Origin of the sequence: Streptomyces sp. NPDC058457 (assembly GCF_042720695.1) — a bacterium.
GTDB lineage: Bacteria > Actinomycetota > Actinomycetes > Streptomycetales > Streptomycetaceae > Streptomyces.
Window position 1 is genome coordinate 64,188 of record NZ_JBHXLU010000026.1, and the last position, 21,269, is coordinate 85,456.

The 21,269-nt window shown below is 68.0% G+C and carries 19 protein-coding genes; 11 read left to right on the forward strand and 8 right to left on the reverse strand.

Annotation, left to right across the window (positions count from 1 at the left end; genetic code table 11):
• The first annotated feature begins 54 nt into the window (after positions 1 to 54).
• Positions 55 to 723, forward strand: coding sequence for an ATP-binding protein (locus ACFWPS_RS21820; RefSeq protein ID WP_383707509.1), 669 nt, complete (start codon positions 55 to 57; stop codon positions 721 to 723).
• Between the two features lie 4 nt (positions 724 to 727).
• Here the strand turns inward: ACFWPS_RS21820 and ACFWPS_RS21825 are convergent, their stop codons facing one another.
• A complete protein-coding gene (locus ACFWPS_RS21825; protein ID WP_383707511.1) occupies positions 728 to 3,889 on the reverse strand; it encodes a DUF3427 domain-containing protein in 3,162 nt (1,053 codons plus the stop codon).
• 123 nt (positions 3,890 to 4,012) lie between these two features.
• On the opposite strand from ACFWPS_RS21825, the gene ACFWPS_RS21830 reads away from it, so the two are divergent.
• Positions 4,013 to 4,864: a DUF6602 domain-containing protein gene (locus ACFWPS_RS21830; protein WP_383707513.1), complete on the forward strand. Its 852-nt coding sequence runs from the start codon at positions 4,013 to 4,015 to the stop codon at positions 4,862 to 4,864.
• Here the strand turns inward: ACFWPS_RS21830 and ACFWPS_RS21835 are convergent.
• The 3 genes from ACFWPS_RS21835 to ACFWPS_RS21845 form a co-directional block, all read right to left on the reverse strand.
• Positions 4,861 to 5,985, reverse strand: a complete 1,125-nt coding sequence (locus tag ACFWPS_RS21835; protein ID WP_383707515.1) for a hypothetical protein — start codon at positions 5,983 to 5,985, stop codon at positions 4,861 to 4,863. The genes ACFWPS_RS21830 and ACFWPS_RS21835 overlap by 4 nt on opposite strands.
• Positions 5,986 to 6,094: 109 nt before the next feature.
• Complete coding sequence (locus ACFWPS_RS21840) at positions 6,095 to 6,502, reverse strand: very short patch repair endonuclease (protein ID WP_383707613.1); 408 nt, start codon at positions 6,500 to 6,502, stop codon at positions 6,095 to 6,097.
• A 415-nt stretch (positions 6,503 to 6,917) separates the two neighbouring features.
• Positions 6,918 to 7,928 (reverse strand): hypothetical protein, encoded by a 1,011-nt coding sequence (locus ACFWPS_RS21845; protein WP_383707517.1) that lies wholly within the window; start codon positions 7,926 to 7,928, stop codon positions 6,918 to 6,920.
• Positions 7,929 to 8,014: 86 nt separating this feature from the next.
• Here ACFWPS_RS21845 and ACFWPS_RS21850 point away from each other — a divergent pair, with 86 nt between their 5' ends.
• Complete coding sequence (locus ACFWPS_RS21850) at positions 8,015 to 8,305, forward strand: DUF1905 domain-containing protein (protein WP_383707519.1); 291 nt, start codon at positions 8,015 to 8,017, stop codon at positions 8,303 to 8,305.
• Positions 8,306 to 8,365: 60 nt separating this feature from the next.
• Here the strand turns inward: ACFWPS_RS21850 and ACFWPS_RS21855 are convergent, their stop codons facing one another.
• Positions 8,366 to 9,838 (reverse strand): beta-1,6-galactanase, encoded by a 1,473-nt coding sequence (locus tag ACFWPS_RS21855; protein WP_383707521.1) that lies wholly within the window; start codon positions 9,836 to 9,838, stop codon positions 8,366 to 8,368.
• 276 nt (positions 9,839 to 10,114) lie between these two features.
• Here ACFWPS_RS21855 and ACFWPS_RS21860 point away from each other — a divergent pair, with 276 nt between their 5' ends.
• Entirely contained in the window at positions 10,115 to 10,903 is a 789-nt protein-coding gene (locus ACFWPS_RS21860; protein ID WP_383707523.1) for a class E sortase, read from the forward strand.
• Between the two features lie 523 nt (positions 10,904 to 11,426).
• On the forward strand, positions 11,427 to 12,026 hold the full coding sequence (locus ACFWPS_RS21865) for a hypothetical protein (RefSeq protein ID WP_383707525.1): 600 nt from the start codon (positions 11,427 to 11,429) through the stop codon (positions 12,024 to 12,026).
• 160 nt (positions 12,027 to 12,186) lie between these two features.
• Here ACFWPS_RS21865 and ACFWPS_RS21870 read toward each other — a convergent pair whose 3' ends face one another.
• Positions 12,187 to 13,602: an MFS transporter gene (locus tag ACFWPS_RS21870; RefSeq protein ID WP_383707527.1), complete on the reverse strand. Its 1,416-nt coding sequence runs from the start codon at positions 13,600 to 13,602 to the stop codon at positions 12,187 to 12,189.
• 92 nt (positions 13,603 to 13,694) lie between these two features.
• Here ACFWPS_RS21870 and ACFWPS_RS21875 point away from each other — a divergent pair, with 92 nt between their 5' ends.
• The 5 genes from ACFWPS_RS21875 to ACFWPS_RS21895 all read left to right on the forward strand — a co-directional run bounded on the left by ACFWPS_RS21875 (position 13,695) and on the right by ACFWPS_RS21895 (position 18,327).
• Positions 13,695 to 14,222 carry a winged helix-turn-helix transcriptional regulator gene (locus tag ACFWPS_RS21875; protein WP_383707529.1) on the forward strand — a complete coding sequence of 176 codons (528 nt, stop codon included), beginning with the start codon at positions 13,695 to 13,697 and terminating at the stop codon, positions 14,220 to 14,222.
• A gap of 49 nt (positions 14,223 to 14,271) precedes the next feature.
• The gene (locus tag ACFWPS_RS21880; RefSeq protein WP_383707531.1) at positions 14,272 to 14,592 is read left to right on the forward strand and encodes a DUF6412 domain-containing protein; all 321 of its coding nucleotides are present in this window, start codon (positions 14,272 to 14,274) and stop codon (positions 14,590 to 14,592) included.
• A gap of 152 nt (positions 14,593 to 14,744) precedes the next feature.
• Entirely contained in the window at positions 14,745 to 15,437 is a 693-nt protein-coding gene (locus tag ACFWPS_RS21885; protein ID WP_383707615.1) for a YidC/Oxa1 family membrane protein insertase, read from the forward strand.
• 266 nt (positions 15,438 to 15,703) lie between these two features.
• Positions 15,704 to 17,224 (forward strand): hypothetical protein, encoded by a 1,521-nt coding sequence (locus ACFWPS_RS21890; protein ID WP_383707533.1) that lies wholly within the window; start codon positions 15,704 to 15,706, stop codon positions 17,222 to 17,224.
• A gap of 245 nt (positions 17,225 to 17,469) precedes the next feature.
• On the forward strand, positions 17,470 to 18,327 hold the full coding sequence (locus tag ACFWPS_RS21895; RefSeq protein WP_361288140.1) for a fumarylacetoacetate hydrolase family protein: 858 nt from the start codon (positions 17,470 to 17,472) through the stop codon (positions 18,325 to 18,327).
• Positions 18,328 to 18,422: 95 nt separating this feature from the next.
• On the opposite strand, the gene ACFWPS_RS21900 is transcribed toward ACFWPS_RS21895, so the two are convergent.
• Complete coding sequence (locus ACFWPS_RS21900; RefSeq protein ID WP_383707535.1) at positions 18,423 to 18,923, reverse strand: heme-degrading domain-containing protein; 501 nt, start codon at positions 18,921 to 18,923, stop codon at positions 18,423 to 18,425.
• On the reverse strand, positions 18,923 to 19,999 hold the full coding sequence (locus ACFWPS_RS21905) for a Gfo/Idh/MocA family oxidoreductase (RefSeq protein ID WP_383707537.1): 1,077 nt from the start codon (positions 19,997 to 19,999) through the stop codon (positions 18,923 to 18,925). Before ACFWPS_RS21905 ends, ACFWPS_RS21900 begins: the two co-directional genes overlap by 1 nt.
• 174 nt (positions 20,000 to 20,173) lie before the next feature.
• Here ACFWPS_RS21905 and ACFWPS_RS21910 point away from each other — a divergent pair, with 174 nt between their 5' ends.
• Positions 20,174 to 21,229 carry an ROK family protein gene (locus ACFWPS_RS21910; protein WP_383707539.1) on the forward strand — a complete coding sequence of 352 codons (1,056 nt, stop codon included), beginning with the start codon at positions 20,174 to 20,176 and terminating at the stop codon, positions 21,227 to 21,229.
• Positions 21,230 to 21,269 lie beyond the last annotated feature (40 nt).

The following is a 21,269-nucleotide window of genomic DNA, read 5'->3' on the forward strand; positions in this document are numbered from 1 at the left end:
CTCTCGTGACACTCCGCTCTCGCGAGGGGGTCGGCTGTGTCGAGAGGAGCTTTGATGAGCCAGAAGGCATGCATGTCACGCAAGCCATGGGACTTGGCCTTCACCGCCGAACCTGAGGAAGTGGCGGCCTTGCGGCGCATCTTGCGGCTCCACCTGGGGGTTTGGGGACTGCAGGACATCATCCATGACGCCCAGCTGTGTATGAGTGAGCTGGTGGCCAACGTGATTACGCACGTTGGCCACGGGACACCCGCCACTCTCGCCGTGTCCATGAGCGGCACCCGTCTACGCATCGAGGTCCACGACCCCGACAGCCGTGCTCTCCCTACTCTGATCGAAGCCGGCCTGGACTCTGAGGTTGGGCGTGGCATGGCGCTCGTTGATGGACTAGCTGATCGCTGGGGTGTTCAACTCTGCGCTGACAGGAAGGTGACCTGGTGTGAGCTGGCCACGGGGTTGCCCTCCGCAACCGGGCATTGCAGCAGTCCACGTGCGACTAGAGCTGATGCGCTACTCAAGCTCTATGGGGCAACACGGCTGCCGCATGCGATGGCTCCGAGCACACTGACTATGGCCGTGTCGGAGGAGACGGCCATTGATGTCATTGCTGATCTCCTCTACTGGCTTCGAGTGCATGGCTGCGATGCGGATGACGCCTTGGATCGCGCTCAGATGCACTTCGAGGCCGAGGCCGAGGCAGATGCCGATAGGCAATCGTCGTAACGCGTCACCCGGCTGCGATCGCGGAGTACGTCCAGACATCTGCTGGGATCTCGTGCTTCAGTTTCCAGGTGATCGCCATTGGCTTGCTTCCGGTGTGCTCCACGTACTCGGCTGGGCCCAGCAGCATCCATGGCTGCGCACCGCCGATGTCCGTGCTCTTGTACCGGCGGACAAAGAGCAGAACATGACTCCCGTCCGCTGTGTGGTGCTGATAGCGCAGGCCAGTGGGGGAGGTGTCCGATGTCTGGTTCTGGGACTCCCAATGGAAGAGGTTCTCACTCAGCGCATAGTCGTGGTAGCGGGTCTGTGGAGAGTAGTCCTTTTCGTCCTTTTCTAGAGTGATCAGAAGGGCGTCGGTTTTGATTGACTCGCACCATTTCACCCCCTCGCGGAAGTCTCCTGGCAGGAAGCCGCCGATAGTGGACTGGCCAAGGGCGGGCAGGATTTCCTCGCGGGTATAGGAAGCGTGCACGGTCAGGGGGATACCGGCGTGGTTGCCGATCCCAAGGAGTGGGATCGGAATGTGTTCGGTGTGAGCCAGGTTGTACTCCAGTACCTGACGTAGCTCACTCCGCACCGCCGGTTGCCTCCGTAGCGTGGCGAAACCGGCGTCGTAGTGCGCAAATCCCTTCCTCGTTACGCCACCGAGCGGCCAGAGCTGGAAGAAGAGCATGCGGGCGTATGCCTGCGCCTGTACGTCGAGGTCGTTGTAAGCGGGGGCGTCATCTTCCAATAGCTGTGTGTAGGCGGCTACGCGCAAAGGGTCGTCGACATGAAGGAACGAGGAGATGCGCTTGAGGAGCGTCGTTTCCTCTTCCTGCGAGTCACCCTTGAGGAGGCCAGAACGGCGGAGCAGCCCAGTCCAGGAGTTGCCGCTACCGCGGTACAGCTCCTTGAGCTCGCGACCGCTCTCGTCCAGGTAGTGGCTAAGCATTGGCTCGGCGTAGTCGGCGACCTCGCGGGCCAGCGCTGTGACGTTGACGCCGATCTGCTCCTTGATGTTGGCGATAATGGCCTTCTTCGCCTTCTCCTCAAGGATGATCTGGCAACCGGAAGGCAACTGCGGGAAGTCATGCTCGATGTGGTCCAGCAGGCGCTTGCGGGTCAGATTGGTGAGTGTCCGGAACTGGTTCTCGAAGCGGAACTCCTTGCGATGCTGACCGATGAAGTCGAGTACGGTGAGTACGGCCTTGTCGTCCGTGCGGCGCAGCCCCCGGCCGAGCTGCTGCAAGAAGACAGTGGTACTGGACGTCGGTCGCAGCAGTAGCAGCGTGTCTACGTCAGGGATGTCGAGCCCCTCATTGAACAAGTCGACCGAGAAGATTACTTGCAGTACGCCTGACTTCAGGTCGGTCAGTGCCTGATCGCGCTGCTCGGCGGAGGTCTCACCCGACAGAGCGATGGCATTGACGCCGGCCGCACGAAAGGCCTCTGCCATGAACTTCGCGTGCTGCACTGACACGCAGAATCCGAGCGCTCGCATAGCACCCGGCTCGGCGACCTTCTCCTGGACAGCCTTGAGGATCAGCCTTGCGCGCGGTTCATCACTCGACAGTGTGTTGCTCAATGCGCTGGGGTCATACGACCCGCGTTTCCATGCCACGGCACTGAAATCAGTACTGTCACTGATGCCGAAGTAGTGGAAGGGGCTCAGGAGATCATTCTCCAGAGCCTCCCATAGCCGCATCTCGGCAGCGATTCGGCCATCGAAGAACTCGTCCTGGATGTTCTTGCCGTCCATGCGTTCGGGTGTCGCCGTGAGCCCAAGGAGTTCCGACGGATCGAAGTGATCGAGGATCTTTCTATAAGTCGGAGAGGTCCCGTGATGGAACTCGTCGATCACGATCACATCGAAGTGATCTGGGGCGATTTGATCGAGAGTCCGTGCGCTCAAGGACTGCACGCTGGCGAACACATGCGTCCAGCGCTCTGGGATTTCACCACTATGAAGGGACTCACCGAAGTTCGGATCAACCAAGACGTCCTGGTAGGTCCTCAGGGACTGCTGCAAGATCTCCTTGCGGTGGGCGACGAACAGCAGACGCAGGTCACGACCGTGCTTCTTCCGTAGCTGCTTGTAGTCGAGGGCAGCCATGACTGTCTTGCCGGTACCGGTAGCCGCGACGAGGAGATTCCTATGCCTGTTGTGTACCTCCCGCTCTACCTCCAGACGCTCCAACATGTCGCGCTGGTAGGGATACGGGCGCACTTCCAGGCCGGACAAGGTAATCCGACGCTTAGCAGCATCCGTCGATGATGTGCCGCCTGCGATCGCCAACGCCTCCTGAAGGCGAACGCCGTCAGCGTCCGGGTCGTAGGCCTCGAAGGAAGGATCACTCCAATAGGCCTCGAAAGTAGCCTCGAACTTCCGCAGCACGTCCGGGGTGGCGATGGAGGAGAGGCGTACGTTCCACTCCAAGCCGTCGAGCAGTGCGGCTTTGGAGAGGTTGGAGCTGCCGACATAGGCGGTGTCGTAGCCACTCTGGCGGCGGAACAGCCAAGCCTTGGCGTGTAGTCGCGTAGATCGGGTCTCGTAATTGACCTTGACCTCAGCGTTGAATTCCGTCACCAGCCGATCCAACGCGCGCCGTTCGGTGGCCCCAATGTAGGTCGTCGTGATGACCCGTATCGGCACACCTCGCTCATGGGCTGACCTCAGCGACGGCTCGATGATGCGCAGGCCATGCCACTTCACGAAGGCGCAGAGCAGGTCGACACGGTCAGCGGTGGCGAGTTCGGCACGTAGTTCGAAGCCGAGGCTCGGGTCCTCCGGTGCGTTTGTCAGGAGTGCCGTGTCAGAGAGCGGCGTGGCGGGACGGATCGCGAAGACGCCTTGAGCCTCCTGCCGAGTGAGCGCTAGCAGTTGGCGAGGTCCCTCTGATACAAGGTCGACCCACTCCCTGGCTCCCTCAAGCGTGCTGATGGACTCCAAGATGTGGTTGGCTGCATGGACCCGCTCCTCGACCGGTAGATCGTGGAGTACCCGCCGTACTGTTCGGGCGACGTGGGTTGCCAAGACGTGAGGAACTGATTCGGTCCCTACGTGGTCGATCAGCGGGCGCCAGCCGAGATCACCGAGTTCCTTGAGTCGTTGCTCGACCCGGAGAGTGATCAACTCCTCGTACACACCTGCGACAGGGCGCAACGACTCTTCCGGCTCAGGCACGTTAGCTCCCTCGATCGCTCAGATGCTGTGCCATGTGTAACAGAGGCCACTGACACCGGAGCACGCAGGACCGAGAGAGCCGACTTCGCGCCGGCGCTAGGCCGAATGACCTACGATCTTGGCATGACTCAGGAGAAGCTTGGTAAAATCCTCAGCTCAGTCGCATTGAGAATGCGAGCCGATTTTGAGCAATCCGGGAATTTCAAGCATAGCGGTGAAGCTGGAACTTCGCGTGAGCTGCTCGTCCGCGAATTTCTTGCTAGCTATCTTCCGTCCCATGTCGAAGCTGTACATAATGCGGAGGTTGTGACCGCTACCGGAGAAACCTCTCCGCAGTGCGACATCGTTCTGACTGACCGGGGCACTCCTCCATTTACTCATTTGTCCGGGTATCGGATCATCCCGAATGAATGCGTATACGGGATGATTGAGGTCAAGACAAAATTGGATGGCGCTGAACTTGCAGATGCTTGCAATAAGATCAGTAAGCTGCGTCGCTTGCCAAAGAAGTCGTATCGCCCTGCGCCTGGAATGATTCCAAGATCTACGTCGGCGTACGGTAAAGTTCATGACTTCTTTCCGACCTCTGGGATTATCATTGCTTTCGATAGCCTGAAGTTGGAGACCGTTGGCGCACATCTCGTTGCGTGGTGCAATAAGCGAGATGTTGCTGAGTGGCCAGACAGTGTCTGGGTGCTCGGCAAGGGGCATCTGCAATGGCAGAATCCAGAGACCGGACTAATTGACGTATCACCAGTGCCTGGGGCATCGCTTGTACAGATAGACGCGATACCTGATCAAGATATCCTGCTAGCTCTTGCGCTGCACCTCAATATTCGCTTCTCGGATGCGTGGATGAATCCTCTGGACCTTGTTCCATACTCTGGAGCTACCCTGTTGGGGGAGATGACGCGGCGATGGCCTGGGGTCGGTGCGAAGCATCATTCTCAGACTAAGGCATTGGAGAATCCTTAGATGAGCGTAGCATCGGTGCCATGGGAGAAGCCGCCGTCTTCTGTGCGGTGCATTATGTCAACCTCGTATATTTTGCAGAGGTCGTACATATCCGCATCGGGTTGAGCGGGGAGAAGAATGGTGCGCTTTGGGGCGCTGGGATTCTGGTCTGTGCTGACATAGCGGCTGTAGTCCAGGAGTTGGCCAAGGGCCATCCTCACATCCTCGCGGGCGTTGGCCCCCTTCACTTCATAGAGTCGGTGTTCTGTGGCGTCGTACAGGTCGGTTCGGAGTGTTGAACTCAACCCTTTCACCTTTATCTGAAACGCTCCTACCGAGTGACCCAAGGACCGGAGATGCGCAATGTATTGCTGAGTCAGTTCCGCTTCGCGACGCACTACTATGAAAGAAGCGGATGCGGAACGTAGGCTCATTTTCGTGTTAAATGCTTCTGGGACCACGAAGGTGCCTTGAGTTGCGGCATTGAGGAGCTTCTTTTGTGATTTCAAGTTTTTTCGGCGCTGCTTTGGTGTCGACAATGCGCCGCTGGTCGTTGGATCCGACTGGAGCAGTGCCGCCGTAACCGGGATATTTACGAGTTCCACGGTGGTTTCTTTGGCGACCGGAATCACGTTTTTCGGCGACCGTCTTGTGTTGCTATCCGAATCCGGGCGCAATCGAAAGACGATTACATCGCGATCGGGGCCGTCCTCGCTTGGCGCTCGGCGCCAGACGTACGGCTCTAGTTGATCAAGCGTGAACTCGCCTAGATATTCATGCGTCTTTGTGTCACTGTGCGGCTTTTTGCCGACTTGTACGAATACTCTCAGTGTTCGCTCTTGTATGGCATGCTGCAGAACCGCCCTGTTTCCGGTGCCGACGAGCCCTTCGAAGGTCTGGTTTCCACTTTTTCCGGCGCCCGTGTACTCGAAGACCGGTCCCAGTTCGTCATCCTCTGCCAGCCAGCCGTCGTAGTAGCCCAGTTTCTCGCCCACGCTCGGGTCCGAAAACAGGTTGACGGACCGCTTTTCTATGGATGCACAGATGCCGCCCTGTCTGCTGTTTCCGAACACCTTAGAGATATCGGCCCTGGTGACAATGTCGCCAGGATTTATCGCCGCACCGCCCGGTCTGCTTGTCATACTTAGATGATGTCATCGCAGGATTTCAAGCTTCCTTGCGGGGTGAGCCTGAAGTGGCAAAGCGATGCGAGAATCGGCCCCTCACGTCGCGTTCAGGGGCGAATGGTAACTAAGTGGCTGATGGGCCGGTCTTGTCTCGTTTGGGTAGCCTCATGTTGCAAAGCTGAGCCACTCTGGTGGCAACTTGGGCCGGATCTTCGTGCTCCCAGAATCGCAGCACGGTCCAGCCTTCCGCGATCAGATGCTCGGTCGTCTCCTGGTCGCGGGCCATGTTCCGGTCCAGCTTGCGGCGCCACCAGTCCGCGTTGGCCTTCGGGTGTGTGGCGTGCTGGGGACAGCCGTGCCAGAAGCAGCCGTCGATGAGGACAGCGACCTTGGCCCGGGTGAAGGCCACGTCGATCCGTCGCCGGGGCATGCCCGGCACGGGGTACTCCACGCGATAACGCAGTCCGGCCGCGTGCAACAGCCGTCGCACGGCCAGTTCAGCCTCGGTGTCTTTGCTCGCCTGCTTGCTCATGCGGGCGGAAACGGCAAGAGAGGAGGGGGTGACATCTGGCACGGGAGTATTTTGCCGGCGTTGCCGGATCGGCGTGCAGCCAGTGAAGTATCTGCCTCGCTGGAGCGGCGATCTTCGGCCTAGGCAGGCCGCCCGCTTCTTCTCAGTGTCGTGCCTCCGCGCCCCGCCTCAAGGGCGCTCCCGCTCCGCTGCGCTCCGCGTCCGCGTCGGCTGCGCCGATGGCCCTTCGGGCCACCCTTGACCCGGGCCGCTCCAGCACGGGGTAGAAGCGAGCGGGCGGCCCGGGGAAAGTGGGCGGTTTCCCGGGGTGTGCCCGCGGGGCGGCTGTGGACGTGGTCGGGGTTGGGGGCGCGGCGGGTCGTCCGGGCACGCCGGGTGGGTTCGGCGGCGGGCGGCGGGCTCGGATCCGTGAGGCTTACGAGCCGTGGCAGGCGTCGTACGGCTGGGGCTGGCCGCACCAGCAGTCCGACGTTCGTTGCGGCGGCCAGACCACCGCGCGCCCCCGCGCCGCCAGGGTCGTCGCGTACTGGGGGAGGAGGGTGGTGTCGGCCGGGGATGAGCCCTCGGAGGCGGCGAAGGCCTCGTAGGAGGGGACCGTGCCCGTGACGATGCCCAGGTTCCCGGTGCCGGAGACGGACAGTTCGCGGAGGGAGGACTCTATGGTCGCGAGGTGCTCGGGGTGGGACGGGTACTCCGTGGTCAGGTCCGGGTACGCCGAGAGCAGTTCCGCCAGTTCTCCTGCCGGCCAGTGCAGGACCGCTACCGGGAAGGGGCGGGAGAGGGCCTCGCGGTAGGCGCCGAGCTCTGCTCGCAGGCGGGAGATCTCCGCCTCCAGTTCCGCCGGGTTGTCCGAGCCCAGGGACCAGACGCGCTTGGGGTCGTGGAGTTCGTCCAGGGAGATCGGGGAGGAGTGGAGGGTGTCGGCGGCGGCGTCCCAGTCGTCGTGGGGGAGGCCGAGCATGCGGCGGACCCTGTGGCGGCCGATCAACACCGGGCGCGTGGCGTAGGGGGGTTCGGCGACGTCCGTGAGGAGGAGGGTCGCCGCCTCCGTGAACGTGTCGTGCGCCGCTTCCAGCTCGTCGTGGGATTCCAGGGATTCGGCGACGATCACCCAGGGGGCCGGGTCCCGGGGGGACGTGGTGCGGATGCCGTCGATGATCGCCCGCGCCTCTGCCTCATGGTCGTACTCCCACAGGTTCGACGCCTTGAGGGCCCGGACGAGGGGTGCGTTCTCCAGGGTGTCCGGGGCGGCGAGGAGGCGGTCGTAGAGCGCGGTCGCGGCGGGGCGGGCGTCGGCCAGTTCCAGGTGGGCCGCGGCCTGGAGCAGCAGGGCCTCGGCGTCCTCGGGGTAGCGGCCGGCGGTCCGCTCCAGGCGTGCCGCTTCGGCGGTGTGGTCGACGTTCTCGGCAGGCGTGTCGGGGCGCATGAACGACACCGTACTGCCCGGCGGTGACAAAGAAGAGATAGGGATAGGGGGCAGTAGGGGGCAGTCGGTAGCGAGGGGAGCCGTTCGTGCGGGTTGAGTTCGGTGGGTGTGTCCTGGAGTGGCGGGGGCCCGCTCCCTATTACTTCGTGGCTGTGCCGGAGGAGGAGTGCGAGGAGGTCCGGGCCGTGGCGGGCATGGCCTCGTACGGGTGGGGGGTCGTTCCGGTCGAGGTGACCTTGGGCGGGGTGGTGTTCGAGACGTCCTTGTTTCCCAAGGACGGGGGGTATCTGCTGCCGCTCAAGAGTGCGGTGCGGAAGCCGCAGGGGCTGGAGGCGGGGGACGAGGTGCGTGTGGAGATGCGGGTGCGGCTCGGGTAGTGGCGCCAGGGACACGGAAGGGGCCGCGTGTCCCCGGCGCCGGTCCGGGTCAGGTCCGGGCTAGATCGTCACGCCGTCGATCTGGAGGGTCTGGACCGCCTTCGCCGCCACCGACACCGCGACCGTCTTTCCCGACAGGTAGGTGTCCGAGTACGACTTGTACGCGTCGCCGCCCGTCGTCACCGTGTTCCAGCGCGGGACCAGGCCGTTCGTGCCGCCCGTCACCGTGGTGAAGCCGGAGAGGTTGAAGGTGAAGGTCTGGGCGGAGGTGGCGGTGTTGAGGGCCACTATCACCAGGCGTTTGGCTGAGCTGTCGTAGGCCGCCACCGCGTTGCTCACGCCCGTGTCCAGGATCTTCATGCCGGGGCGGATGTGGCGGCTGAACTGCGCCATCACGTAGTACTTGGTGGTGACCGCGCCGGCCGCCAGGGTGTTCGCGTCGTAGGCGATCATCGCCCAGTTCGTGGACGGGTCCATGACCTGCCAGTAGACCCAGGCCGTGGGGTGCAGCCAGCGGAAGTCGTAGAGCAGGTTGAAGGCCATGGTGTAGCCGGTGCCGTCGTTGTCGCCGGTCTCGGAGTTCCAGAGGGCCTTTCCGGCCGTCGTCACGACGTCGGTGTAGAGCAGGTCGCGGCGGCCGCCCGAGCCCTGGTAACCGTGGACGTTGACACGGTCCACGTAGCCCTTGGTGGTGGAGGAGAAGGCGCTCCAGGTGGTGCGGGCCAGGTCGTAGCTCGTCTCGTCCGAGGCCGAGATCTTGGTCGTCGTCAGGCCTCGGCTGTTCAACTCGCTGCGGAGATAAGGGAGTACGGCGGCCTGGACCGTTGAGTCCATGTGGCAGCCCTCCTGGGTGCCCGTCGCCGTCCACCAGGAGGACGACGGTTCGTTGAAGGCCTCCACCGTCGCGAAGTTCACGCCCCAGTTGTTCTTGGCGTACAGGGCCACGGAGGCGAGGTGGGAGGCGTGCTGGCGGTAGTTCCAGGACTGGAGGTTGTTGCCGCCGTCGGAGGCGCCGGACGGGTTGTGGTTCAGGCACATCCACCACATGGGGGAGTTGGCGAAGAGCTCGGCCGTCGCGCCGCGGTTCACCGCCTTCACGAGCATGGCTCGTTGCGTTGCGTCGGCGGTCCAGTCCCAGGCCGAGGACGTCGGGTCCTCGTTGTTCCAGTCCTGCCAGTAGCCCTCGATCTGCTTGAACGCGGGGATGTTGGCGGAGGCGACCATGCTCTCGCCGCTCACGCTGTTCCAGCTGGACGCGCCCAGGTTGTAGCGGGCGATGTTCAGGCCGAGGCCGGGGAGCGAAGTGCTGTTGTACGTCGTCGACTTGGTGGTGAAGAAGATGTCGGCGAAGTCGTCGCGGGTGCCGAAGACGTTGCCCCACCAGGCCAGCGAGGTGCCCCAGCCCTCCCAGGTGCCGTACGACGTGGACGGGCTGACGGCGATCGTGGCGTCGGCGCGGGCCGTGCCGGTGGCCAGGGCGCTGCCCAGGAGGCCGCCTCCCGCGGCGGCCAGGAGTGTTCTGCGTCGGATCATGGCTGTCTCTCAACCTCTCCGTGCGGCTCAAACGCCGGTTCCCGGACCGGCGTTGACTCGTCCCCCCGCATGCCAACAGGAAGCATCAGGTGTGGTGTGTGAGGTTGTCGAGGGGTGTGACAGTGCTTTCTGACAGTGGTTTCTAAAACCCGTTGAGAAAGCAGGGGGAGCGGGGGAGGGAGGAGGTTCGGTGAGAGGGGGCCCCGTGGCTCTGGTGAGTTGGCGGCGGGCGCCTTATCGTGCGGGACCGACCGGCGGGTCGGCGGGAGGTGCGCGGTGCGGGTCGTGGGGCACGGTGAGCGGCGGTGGCGGGCCCGGCGCCGGCGGGTGCTGTGGACCGGGGGCGAACTCCTCGTCACGGTGGGCGTGGTGCTCATGCTCCTCGTCGTGCACCAGCTGTGGTGGACCAACCGGGAGGCCAGGCAGGGGGCCGAGCGGAAGGTGGCGGCGCTGGAGCGGGAGTGGGGCAGCGGGGGGTCGAACGGCTCCGGGGGCGACGGCGGCGGAGAGAAGGGCGGCTCCGGTGCGGCCGGTTCCGCGTCGTCCACCGGGTCGTCCGGTGCCGGCCGGCAGCGGACGTCGTACACCACCCGGGTCGTGGCCTCCCAGGCGTACGCCATCCTCGTCATCCCGCGGCTCGGGCTGCGCGTCCCGATCGCCGAGGGCGTCAGCAAGCCGAAGGTGCTCAACCACGGGTACGTCGGCCACTACCCCGGTACCCAGCAGCCGGGCCAGGCCGGGAACTTCGCGCTCGCCGGGCACCGCAACACCCACGGCGAGCCGTTCCGCTATCTCCCGCGGCTCAAGCGCAGGGACACGATCGAGGTCGAGACGGAGTCGGCGACGTACACGTACGCCGTGGACCAGATCCTGCCGCAGACGTCGTCCCGGGACTCGGGGGTCGTCAGGGCCGTACCGCGTTCGATCGTGAAGCCGTCGTACGGATACAAGGAGCCCGGCTACTACATCACCCTCACCACCTGCACGCCCGAGTTCACCTCGCGGTACCGGATGGTGGTGTGGGGGAAGCTGGTGTCGATGCGGCCGCGGGCGGGGACCGGGTGACCGGGTGACCGCCGGGGGCGTGTGAGGTGCGGAGTGCGGAGTGCGGAGGGCCCGGGGGTCGGATTCTGTTGACTTTCACGGGAGTTGAGGCGCTGGGGGAGGTGAGCGGGTGGGGAGGCGTCGAGGTCCGGTTCGGCCCTTGCGGCTCCCGGCAGGCGGCTGACGACCGCATCGCCTACCGTGGAGAAGTTCAGTGAGCCCGTGGTCCTCGACCTCGGAGCACTCACGTCCGCAGTCGCGGACACATGCGGTGGGGCCGGGAGGACACCGGCCGCCCCGCTGTCTCGCCCTCGGCCCAGGACCAGGACCAGGACCTCATGGGGGTTCTGGGAGTCACGTATGCCGAGGGCATGAGGTGTCCGCGGCGCTTCCTGCTGGTCGGTGCCGCCCTGACAGGTGCCGTCGGGACTGGTGGCGCCACTCTGCGCGAGGAGCTCGGCAGCTCCCCGCCTGTGGCGCCTCCTCGAAACGGCACGGCGGTTGCCGAGTCGCAGGCGACTCAAGCACTGGAGGGATCATGACCATGTCCCGCCTGTCTCTGAAAGCCACACTGTGCATGTTCGTCGCGTTGCTGATGGCAGCGCTGTGGACGCAACCGGCAAGCGCGTACACCTGGGCCCGAAGGGTCACCGTGTACAACGCTTTCGGCCTGTGCGTCCAGGGAAACGCTGGAATCGACCACAAGAAACCCGGCGTGCTGTCCGGCAACCTCGCCTACTCGGAGACCTTCGCGCTGAAGCAGGGATGCGGTACGGGTCTGAACGAGCCCGACGGCTGGGCCGCCACGCGAGCGATCGTCTTCAAGTGGAACGGGTCCGGCTGGGACGCGTGCCGCAGCAGTGACTGGAAGTTCGGTGCCACCGGCGTGAACCGATGGGGTCCGTGGGGGCCGGAGCTGGTCTTCGACTGGGGCGGGTGGGCTTCGTGCGGGCCGGGCTTCTACGGAACGCAGGCCGCGGCCTTCGTCTGGGACGGGTCCGCGTGGCGAGGGGGCAGTGTCTGGTCGGGGTTCGAACAGGCCACGCCCGCGGGAGTCGCGCGCATGCGGGAGCCCGCGGTCGGTTCCGCTCCCGCTCTGCACGTCAAGCCGCCCTCCGTCCGGCCGGCGGCACGGGCCCGGTAACGGGCCAGGGCCCGGTAACGGGCAGGAGCCGGAAGTACTTCGAGGAAGTGTCCGGCGCGTCCGCGAAGGCGCGCCGGACACTTCCACGCGGTGACGGAACGTGCGGTCGATCGAGGCACTGCCGACGCCGGATCCGCTACTGCGTCCGGCGCCGGATCCGCTACTGCGTCCGCTCCCGCTCCCGTAGCGCCACTATCCCCGCCGCCCCCAGCGCCGCCATCCCCGCGGACACCACCATCGCCACGTCCGCCCCGTGGGCCAGGCCGGTGCCGGACGATGTGGCCAGGGCGATGGTCAGGGCCACGCCCGCGCAGGAGCCGATGTAGCGGAAGGTCTGCTGGGCGCCCGAGCCCATCGCGGCCCGGGCGGCGGGGACCGACTCCACCGCCAGGAGGGGCAGTGCGGCGTTGAGGAGGCCGCTGCCCACCCCGCCCAGGACCAGGCCCGGCAGCAGCCGGGGCCAGGAGCCCGCGTCCAGGGCGCCCAGCATGGCCAGCGCGCCGCCCGCGTGGAGGAGGAAACCGGCGGCGAGTTGCCAGCGGGGTGAGACCCGGCCCGCGAGGCGCTTGGCCTGCAGCGCCACCGTGAAGGACAGGCCGGACCAGAGCAGGAACAGCCACGCCGTCTCCATCGCGGACATCCCCAGCGTCTGCTGCAGCAGCGCCGGCAGATAGCTGAACAGACCTATCACCGTCAGGCCCGTGACCAGGCCGCTGAGGGAGGAGGCCAGGAAGCGGGGGGCGCGGAAGAGGGCCAGGTCGATCATCGGGGTCGACGAGAAGCGGCGCTCGATGAGGGTGAAGGCCGCCAGCAGGACGACCGTCGCCGCCAGCAGCAGGGCCACCGGTGTGCGCAGCCAGCCGTCCCGGCCCAGGGTCAGTGCAGCCACCAGGGACACCAGCGCGAGCCCGAAGGTCACGGCGCCGGCGACGTCCGGGCGGCCGCCGCGCGGTGAGCGGGACTCCGTCAGCGTACGGAAGGAGACTCCGGCCACCAGCAGCGCGGCCGCGCCCAGTACGGCGTACGCCACCCGCCAGTCGGGCATCGCACCGGCGACCAGCGGGCCGAGCGCGATGCCGCCGCTCACGAACGCGCCCCACACGCCCGTCGCGTGCAGCCGGCCGCGCGGGCTCGGGAACGCGGCCACCAGCAGGCCCAGGCTGCTCGCCAGGATCGCCGCGCTCGCCGCGCCCTGTGCCACCCGGGCCAGGGTGAAGGCCCAGGTGGAGGTCGTCAGGCCGCCGAGAGCGGTGGTCAGGCCGAGGGCGAGGGTGCCGGCGACGAAGACCCGGCGGCGGCCGTAGTCGTCGGCCAGGCTGCCCACCACCAGCAGGAGGGCGGCGAGGCCGAGCGGGGTGCCGTTCAGCAGCCAGGCCTGGGCGGAGAGCGGGGTGTGCAGGGCGGCGACCGTGTCCGGGAGCGTGACCACCGGGGCGGTGTACGTCATCAGGGCCACGGCGGTCGCGGCGCTGGTGAGGGCCAGGGTGGGGCGGCCGCTCCGGGCGGGGGCCGCCGCGGCTTCCGTGACCTGCGCAGATGCGGCTGCAGATTCCGGTTCAGGGCTCGCACGCTTCATGGTTCTTTCATTGAACCTAGTCATGGGGGTACCGTAGCACCGTTGGTTCGTTCATTGAACCTGCGACAGGGAAACTGACTAAGGTGGTCCCCATGGCACTGGGCAAGGACTACGCGACACAGGAGTGCTCGATCGCCCGCGCGCTGGAGGTCGTCGGCGAGCGCTGGACCCTGCTCGTCGTCCGCGACGCGCTCTACGGCGTGCGGCGCTACAACGACTTCCTCGTCCACCTCGGCATCCCGCGCGCCGTCCTGTCGGCCCGCCTGAAGGCGCTCACCGAGGAGGGGATCCTGGAGAAGCGCCGGTACCTGGACTCGCCGCCCCGGGACGAGTACGTCGTCACCGAGCGCGGGATGGCGCTGTGGCCGGCCCTGCGCGCCCTGGGCGTCTGGGGACGCGAGCACTTCATGGAACGCCAGCTGCGCTACTTCCGCCACGTGGACTGCGGGACCGAACTCGGCTCGTACGGCGAATGTCCCGCCTGCGGAACCGTAGTACCCGTCGCGGACGTTCTCGTCACACCGGGGCCGGGACTCGACCCCGACCCGGCGGACCCGGTCAGCCGGGCGCTCCTCAAGCCCAAGAGGCTCCTGGAGCCGCTGGAAACCGATCATGTATAACGATCATGTGTAAACGGCAGTGAGAAAGAGCTGAAGCCGGGGGGTGGGCATGCGCGTGAACAGCCGTTGGGTGCTGCCGTCCCGCCCCGCCGCCCTGCTGCTCCTCCTCCTGCTCGACCTGCTCCTGCTCGACTCCGGCAGCCTCTTCACCACCGTCGCGCTCGCCGCGACCGCCGCCGCCGGCTCGGCCCTCGCCGTCTGCGCGTTGCGCGCCGCGCGCTCCGCGCCCGTCGTGCCGCCCACCCGGGTCCGTACGGCGATACGCGACCGGGCCCGGCGTACCGCCTTCCTGCCCCAACGCGACCCGGACGCGAAGGGCCGCAGCCGTCCGCGAGCTCCCGGACACGCCCTCCCGGCGACCACCGCGTAGGCCACCCACCCGGCCCCTGGGCCCCCGGATGACCCCGCGCGGGTCGTCATGCCGTCACACCTCTTCACCCACGGCACGACGAGACCCCCGGAGGGCTCCCGCACATGTCCGTCTCCATGCCCCTCTCCATCCCCCTCTCCATGCCCGTCTCCATGTCCGCTTTCGCCGGCCTGGTCGAGCGGCTCGCCGACCTGCTCCAGCCGCTCTTCCACGCCTCCGCGGCCGCCGCCGCGATCGTCCTGTTCACCGCGCTCGTACGACTGCTCGTGCATCCCCTGTCCCGCGCCGCCGCCCGCGGCCAGCGCGCCCGGGCCGTGCTCCAGCCCAGGATCGCCGAGCTGCGCAAGCGGCACGGCAAGGACCAGGAGGCGTTGCAGAAGGCCGTGCTGGAACTGCACGCGGAGGAGAAGGTGTCGCCACTGTCCGGCTGCCTGCCCGGGCTGCTGCAACTGCCCGCGTTCTTCCTCCTCTACCACCTCTTCTCCAACCCGACGATCGGCGGCCACGACAACGGCCTTCTCTCCCATGACCTGCTGGGCGCCCCGCTCGGCGGGCGGTGGGGTGACGTCCTGAGCGGCGGCGGGTTCGGGAGCGCCGGACTGGTCTATCTGGCGCTGTTCGCCGTGGTCGCCGTCGTCGCCACCGTCAACTTCCGCCGGGCCAGGCGGACGGCGGTGGCGGTGGGCGAAGGGGACCAGCAGGTGCCGGGGGTCGGCGCGGTCACCAAGGTGATGCCGTACCTGTCGTACTTCACGCTGCTCACGGTGGCCGTCGTACCGCTGGCGGCCGCGCTGTACGTGGTGACGAGCACGGCGTGGAGCGCGGTGGAGCGTGCTGTCCTGTAGGGCTACCGACGGAATTCGGTGACCTGCGGAAACGCAGCCTCTGGCCGGTGGGGATCCCGCGCTGGTCGGTGCGGATTCCCGATGAACTCCTGGCCGTCGGCTGTCGCTGGTTCGGGTGCTCTGGAGAGGTTCCCGGAGCGCAACCCGTCCGTCGGCTGACGGACGCTCGGGCGCAACCTTCCGTTGTTCTGGCGTGTCCACGTAGTGTGCTGACGATACGTAGAACATGGCGGACAGCGGCGGCCGCCGCTTTCGCGACCGCCGCTGTGGCGGTCGCAACCCCGGCCGCGCACGCCGCCGGAACGACACTCGTCCTGGACGCCCAGGAGAACTACTACCTCCCCACCGAGGGCGAGGGCCCGAACCTGGGCCTCGGCATCACCGCCTCGGGCGGCGACGCCCATGACGTCTCGGTCGCGGTCGACGCGTCGTCCCTCGCCGGGAAGGCGACGATGGTGGTCACGGGGGACTGCGTGAGCACCGGCACCCTGAAGCTGAGGTGCGACGTGGGCCCGCTGTCGGGCAGGGAGTCGATCGACCCGTTCTTCCTGAAGCCCACCGCGGCCGCCAAGGCGGGCGACACCGGTGCCGTCACCTACACCGCCACCGCCTCCGACGCGGCCACCGTGACGGGGAAGACGGACGTCCTGGTCGGCGGGCCGAAGCTCGTCCGCCGGCCCTACCCGGCGCTGAAGGGCATCGCGCCCGGCGCCGCCTTCGAGCGCACCCCGGCCTTCGCCAACACCGGCACAGCCCCCGCCGACAAGGGCGTCATGCTGCTGGTGCAGGACTCGGAAGGCGTCTCTCTCGCCCGTGACCACTCCAACTGCCACTACTCGGACCAGCCCGACGTCGGCGCCTGGTGCCGGTTCGACACCCCGGTCGCGCCCGGCGCGGCCTACGAGACGGACGCGCCGCTGCGCTACACCGCCGCCAAGGACACGATGTACGGCTACAACACCTACGTCGTGTGGCCGGTCGGCGGCACCGCGCCCGGCTCCTTCGACCCGTCCGACTTCCCCGAGACCGGCACCGGCGCGCCGCTCGGCCTGAAGTCCATCGCCTCCGGCTCCGGATTCACCGGCTCCGGGTACGGCACCTTCGCCACCACCCAGCACGCCGACTACCAGGCGCTCGGTGACACGGTCGAGGGCAAGGTCGGCGAGACGGTGAGCATCACCGTGGGCGTGCGGAACAACGGGCCGGGCTGGATGAACTTCCGGTGGATGGACGCCGAGAATTCCGGCACGTTCGTGGTGACCCCGCCCGCCGGCACCACCATCACCGGCGTCCCCGCCCCCGGCGAACAGGGCGACCCCGGACCGCTGTGGAACTGCACACCCCGCAAGGCCGGCGCGAAGAACTACACCTGCGACATCAGCAGCACGGACTTCAAGCCGGGCGACTCCGTGACCCAGGAGTTCACCGTACGGATCGACCGGGTCGTCCCCGGCGCGCGAGGCAGCGTACGGGCGGTGGAGAACCCCGAGTACCCCAACCGTGACGACGACGCGGCGAACGACACCGCGGCGATCGCGGTGAAGGCCACCGGCTCGGCGACGTCCAGCCCGTCGCCCAGCGCCTCCGCGTCCCCGTCGGCCACGGCCACCGCGAGCCCGTCCGGCTCCGGGGCGGGAACCAGCAGCGGGACGACGACCGGCGGCGGGCTCGCCGCCACGGGCGCGGACGGAGTCCTGCTGCGGGTGGGTACCGCCGTCCTGCTGGCGGCGGGCGGCGCGCTGGCGTTCCTGGCGGCGCGGAGGTCGCGGCCGCGGGGCGGCCGCTGACGCCGCCGCCCCGGCGTGGCAGGGCGTCAGCGGCCGATGAGGCATTCCGTCACCTCGCGAACCGCATTTCGTCGGTAGCCCCCTGTACCGCTGAGAGCTGTGCCGGGGCGGTGCGGGCCATGGGCTACGGTCCAGTACGTGAACAGGCTCTTGCCCGTTGCACGCTCATCTTGGAGGATCGGCCAGTCCTCCGATGGCTGCACCCATCGGTCGGGCGACTGCTGTCAAGGGAGATGGTGACGACCATGAAGCTGCTGCGAGTCGGTACGGCGGGGGCGGAGCGGCCCGCGCTGCTCGACGCCGAGGGTGTCCTGCGGGACCTGACGGGGATCGTCGACGACATCGACGGGGCGCTGCTCGCCGACGACGCGGCGCTCGGGCGCGTTCGCGCCGCCGCCGACGCCGGGGAGCTGCCCGCGCTCGACGCGACCGGGCTGCGGATCGGGCCGCCGCTGGCGCGGATCGGCAAGGTCGTGTGCATCGGGCTCAACTACCACGACCACGCCCGGGAGACGGGCGCCGAGCCGCCGGCCGAGCCGGTCGTCTTCTTCAAGGCCGCGGACACGGTCGTGGGGCCGAACGACACCGTGCTGGTGCCCCGCGGGTCCGTGAAGACCGACTGGGAGGTGGAGCTGGCGGTCGTCATCGGGCGCACGGCCCGCTATGTGGCCGACGACGAGGACCCGCTGGCGTACGTCGCCGGGTACGCCGTCGCGCACGACGTGTCCGAGCGGGAGTTCCAGATCGAGCGGGGCGGGACCTGGGACAAGGGGAAGAACTGCGAGACGTTCAACCCGCTCGGGCCGTGGCTGGTGACCGCGGACGAGGTCGGCGATCCGCAGGGGCTGTCGCTGAAGCTCTGGGTGAACGGCGAGCTGAAGCAGGACGGGACCACGGCCGAGCAGATCTTCTCGGTCGCCGAAGTGGTGAGGTACGTCAGCCGGTTCATGGTGCTGTACCCCGGGGACGTGATCAACACCGGGACTCCGGCGGGGGTTGCGCTGGGGGCGCCGGAGCCGAAGCCGTTCCTGCGGGCCGGGGATGTGGTGGAGCTGGAGATCGGTGGGCTCGGTCGCCAGCGGCAGGAGCTCAAAGACGCCTAAGGGGTGGGGGGTGCTCTGCGCGGGCGGGTGCGGCGCCGTTGCGGTTGCTCGCGCAGTTCCCCGCGCCCCTAAAGGGGCGCTACAGCTGTCGGCGCTTACAGCTTCAGGAAGTTCTCCAGGGCCGCCACCACGAAGCGGTGGTCCTCCAGTTGTGGGAGGCCCGAGACCGTCACCGATCCGATGACGCCCACGTTCTCCACGGTGATCGGGAACGAGCCGCCGTGGGCCGCGTACTCGTCGGGGTCGAGGCGGGAGGACTCCTCGAACGTCGTGCCCTTGGCCCGGAAGCGGGCGCCGACCAGGTAGGACGCCGAGCCGTAGCGTTCCACCACCCGGCGCTTGCGGGCGATCCACGCGTCGTTGTCGGGGGCCGAGCCGGGCAGGGCCGCGTGGAAGAGCTGCTGGCCGGACCGGTGGATGTCGACGGCCACCGGGGCCTGCCGCTCCCGGGCCATCTCCACCAGCAGGGAGCCGAGGGCCCACGCGTCGTCGTACGTGAACTGCCGGAAGACCAGCAGTCGCTCCTGCTTCTCCAACTCCTCCACCGACGGGGTGAGTTCGGGAGCGAACCGCGGGGTGATCTGTGGGTGCTGCATCAGAGGGTCACCGTCACCTTGTCTCGTGCCGAACGGCGGGCTGCTTCCAGAACGTCCAGGGCGGCGGCCGCCTCCAGCGCGGTCACCGGGTTGGGGCCCTCGCCCCGCAGGGCCCTGGCCACCGCCGCGTAGTACGCGGGGTAGTCGCCGGGGAGGGTGGGGACGGTGCGGCCGCCGCCGGTGACCGGGGACTCTCCGGCGCCGATACGGCCGTACAGCGACTCCGGTTCGTGGCCCCAGGCGTCCACGGCGCCGGGGCGCTCGCCGGTGCGCAGGGCGTCCTCCTGCGGGTCCAGGCCGTACTTGACGTAGCCGGCCTTCGAGCCCAGCACCCGGAAACGCGGGCCGAGCTGGGCCGTCGTCGCCGAGGCGTAGAGGTGGGAGCGGACGCCGTTCGCGTGGGTGAGGGCGATGAACGTGTCGTCGTCGGTCTCGGCGCCGGCCCGGCGGATCACCGACTCGGCGTACACCTCGGTGGCCGGGCCGAAGAGGACCAGGGCCTGGTCGACGACATGGCTGCCGAGGTCGTAGAGGAGACCTCCGATCTCTGCCGGGTCGCCGGACTCGCGCCAGCCGCCCTTGGGCTGCGGGCGCCAGCGTTCGAAGCGGGACTCGAAGCGCCAGGGGTCGCCGAGTTCGCCGTCCGCCAGCAGCTTGCGCAGGGTGAGGAAGTCGTTGTCCCAGCGGCGGTTCTGGAAGACCGAGAGCAGCAGGCCGTGCTCCTCGGCCAGGGCGGCCAGCTCGCGCGCCTCTGCGGCGGTGCCGGCGACCGGCTTGTCGACCACGACCGGCAGGCCCGCCTTGAGGGCGGTCGTCGCCAGCGGCACGTGCGTCCGGTTCGGGGACGCGATGACGAGGAGGTCGAGTTCGGCGGCCCGGTCGAACAGCTCGTCGGGGGTGGCGACCGTCCGGACGTCGGGGAACTCGGCCTTCGCCTGCGCCTGCCGCTCGGGGTTCGAGGTGACCACCGTGTCCAGGGCGAGGCCTTCGGTGGCGGCGATCAGGGGGGCGTGGAAGACGGATCCGGCGAGGCCGTAGCCGATGAGGCCGACGCGCAGAGGAGTGGCAGCTGTCATGCGTCCTACTTTCGCAACGCTGTTGCCAAAGTGCAAGTGGCAGGGAGAATGAGTGGCGTGAACAGGACGAGGAGCGGGCGGCCGGCTGCGGTCGGCGAGCGACCAGGTGTGGCTGGTGGGCGACCGGGTGTGGCTGGTGGGCGACCGGGTGCGGTCGGAGCGAATCTGCCGGCCATGCGCAGCCACAACACCGCGCTGGTGCTGGATCTGCTGCGCACGGCGGGCGAGGGCGGCATCAGCCGGCTCGAACTGGCCGAGCGGACCGGGCTCACCCCGCAGGCGGTCAGCAAGATCACTGCCCGGTTGCGGGAGGAGGGCCTCGCCGCGGAGGCCGGGCGGCGCGCGTCCACGGGCGGCAAGCCGGCCACCGTACTGCGGCTGGTGCCGGACGCCGGGCACGCGGTGGGGATCCAGCTGGACCGGGACGAGTTGCGTGCGGTGCTCGTCGATCTCGACGGCACCGTGGTGGCGGCGCGGCAGGCGGAGGTGGATCTGGGAGCGGGGGCGGAGGCCGTCCTCGGCGCGGTCGTGGAGCTGACCGGGGAGCTGGTCGAGCGCGGCGGCGACTCGCTGCTCGGGGTCGGGGTCGGGGCGCCCGGCCCGCTCGACCACATCCACGGGGTGCTGCACCGGGTCACCGGGTTCCCCGAGTGGGACGGCTTCCCGCTGCGGGACGCGCTCGCGGAGCGGCTCGGGGTGCCGGTCGTCGTCGACAAGGACAGCAACGCGGCCGCCCTCGGACTCGCCGTCGGCGGCGAGAGCGGGTCCTTCGCCTGCCTGCTCCTCGGTACGGGGCTGGGCGCCGGCCTGGTGATCGGCGACACCGTGCACCGGGGGGCGCGCACCGGGGCCGGGGAGTTCGGGCACCAGGTCGTCCAGCTGGACGGGCCGCCCTGCCACTGCGGCAACCGCGGCTGCATCGAGGCGCTGTGCCTGGCGGCCGTGGCCCGCGGTGACGTGGCCGAGGCCGCGCGGGTCCTCGGCGTCGGCGCCGCGAACCTGGCCGGCCTGCTCGACATCGACCTCGTGCTGCTCGGCGGCCGGACGATCGCGGCCGCGCCGGAGCCGTTCGTGCGGGGGGTCGCCGCCGTCCTCGACGAACGCGCCCAGCGCGAGGGCGGCCTCGGTACGACCGTCCCCGTCCGCCTTGCCCCCGGCGGGGACCGGGGGGTCGCGGAGGGGGCGGCCCAGTTGCTCCTCGCTCCGCTGTTCGGACGCGCGGACGGCTGACCGCCGCTCGGCCACCGGCGGGGCGTTTTGGGCACCGGTG

What these genes read in the sequence shown, in the direction of transcription:
- ACFWPS_RS21820 (WP_383707509.1), top strand. Translation starts at nt 55, where the DNA reads ATGAGCCAGAAGGCATGCATGTCACGCAAGCCATGGGACTTGGCCTTC.
- ACFWPS_RS21830 (WP_383707513.1), top strand. Translation starts at nt 4,013, where the DNA reads ATGACTCAGGAGAAGCTTGGTAAAATCCTCAGCTCAGTCGCATTGAGA.
- ACFWPS_RS21835 (WP_383707515.1), bottom strand. Translation starts at nt 5,985, where the DNA reads ATGACAAGCAGACCGGGCGGTGCGGCGATAAATCCTGGCGACATTGTC.
- ACFWPS_RS21840 (WP_383707613.1), bottom strand. Translation starts at nt 6,502, where the DNA reads ATGAGCAAGCAGGCGAGCAAAGACACCGAGGCTGAACTGGCCGTGCGA.
- ACFWPS_RS21845 (WP_383707517.1), bottom strand. Translation starts at nt 7,928, where the DNA reads ATGCGCCCCGACACGCCTGCCGAGAACGTCGACCACACCGCCGAAGCG.
- ACFWPS_RS21855 (WP_383707521.1), bottom strand. Translation starts at nt 9,838, where the DNA reads ATGATCCGACGCAGAACACTCCTGGCCGCCGCGGGAGGCGGCCTCCTG.
- ACFWPS_RS21865 (WP_383707525.1), top strand. Translation starts at nt 11,427, where the DNA reads ATGTCCCGCCTGTCTCTGAAAGCCACACTGTGCATGTTCGTCGCGTTG.
- ACFWPS_RS21870 (WP_383707527.1), bottom strand. Translation starts at nt 13,602, where the DNA reads ATGAAGCGTGCGAGCCCTGAACCGGAATCTGCAGCCGCATCTGCGCAG.
- ACFWPS_RS21875 (WP_383707529.1), top strand. Translation starts at nt 13,695, where the DNA reads ATGGCACTGGGCAAGGACTACGCGACACAGGAGTGCTCGATCGCCCGC.
- ACFWPS_RS21880 (WP_383707531.1), top strand. Translation starts at nt 14,272, where the DNA reads ATGCGCGTGAACAGCCGTTGGGTGCTGCCGTCCCGCCCCGCCGCCCTG.
- ACFWPS_RS21885 (WP_383707615.1), top strand. Translation starts at nt 14,745, where the DNA reads ATGTCCGCTTTCGCCGGCCTGGTCGAGCGGCTCGCCGACCTGCTCCAG.
- ACFWPS_RS21895 (WP_361288140.1), top strand. Translation starts at nt 17,470, where the DNA reads ATGAAGCTGCTGCGAGTCGGTACGGCGGGGGCGGAGCGGCCCGCGCTG.
- ACFWPS_RS21900 (WP_383707535.1), bottom strand. Translation starts at nt 18,923, where the DNA reads ATGCAGCACCCACAGATCACCCCGCGGTTCGCTCCCGAACTCACCCCG.
- ACFWPS_RS21905 (WP_383707537.1), bottom strand. Translation starts at nt 19,999, where the DNA reads ATGACAGCTGCCACTCCTCTGCGCGTCGGCCTCATCGGCTACGGCCTC.
- ACFWPS_RS21910 (WP_383707539.1), top strand. Translation starts at nt 20,174, where the DNA reads ATGCGCAGCCACAACACCGCGCTGGTGCTGGATCTGCTGCGCACGGCG.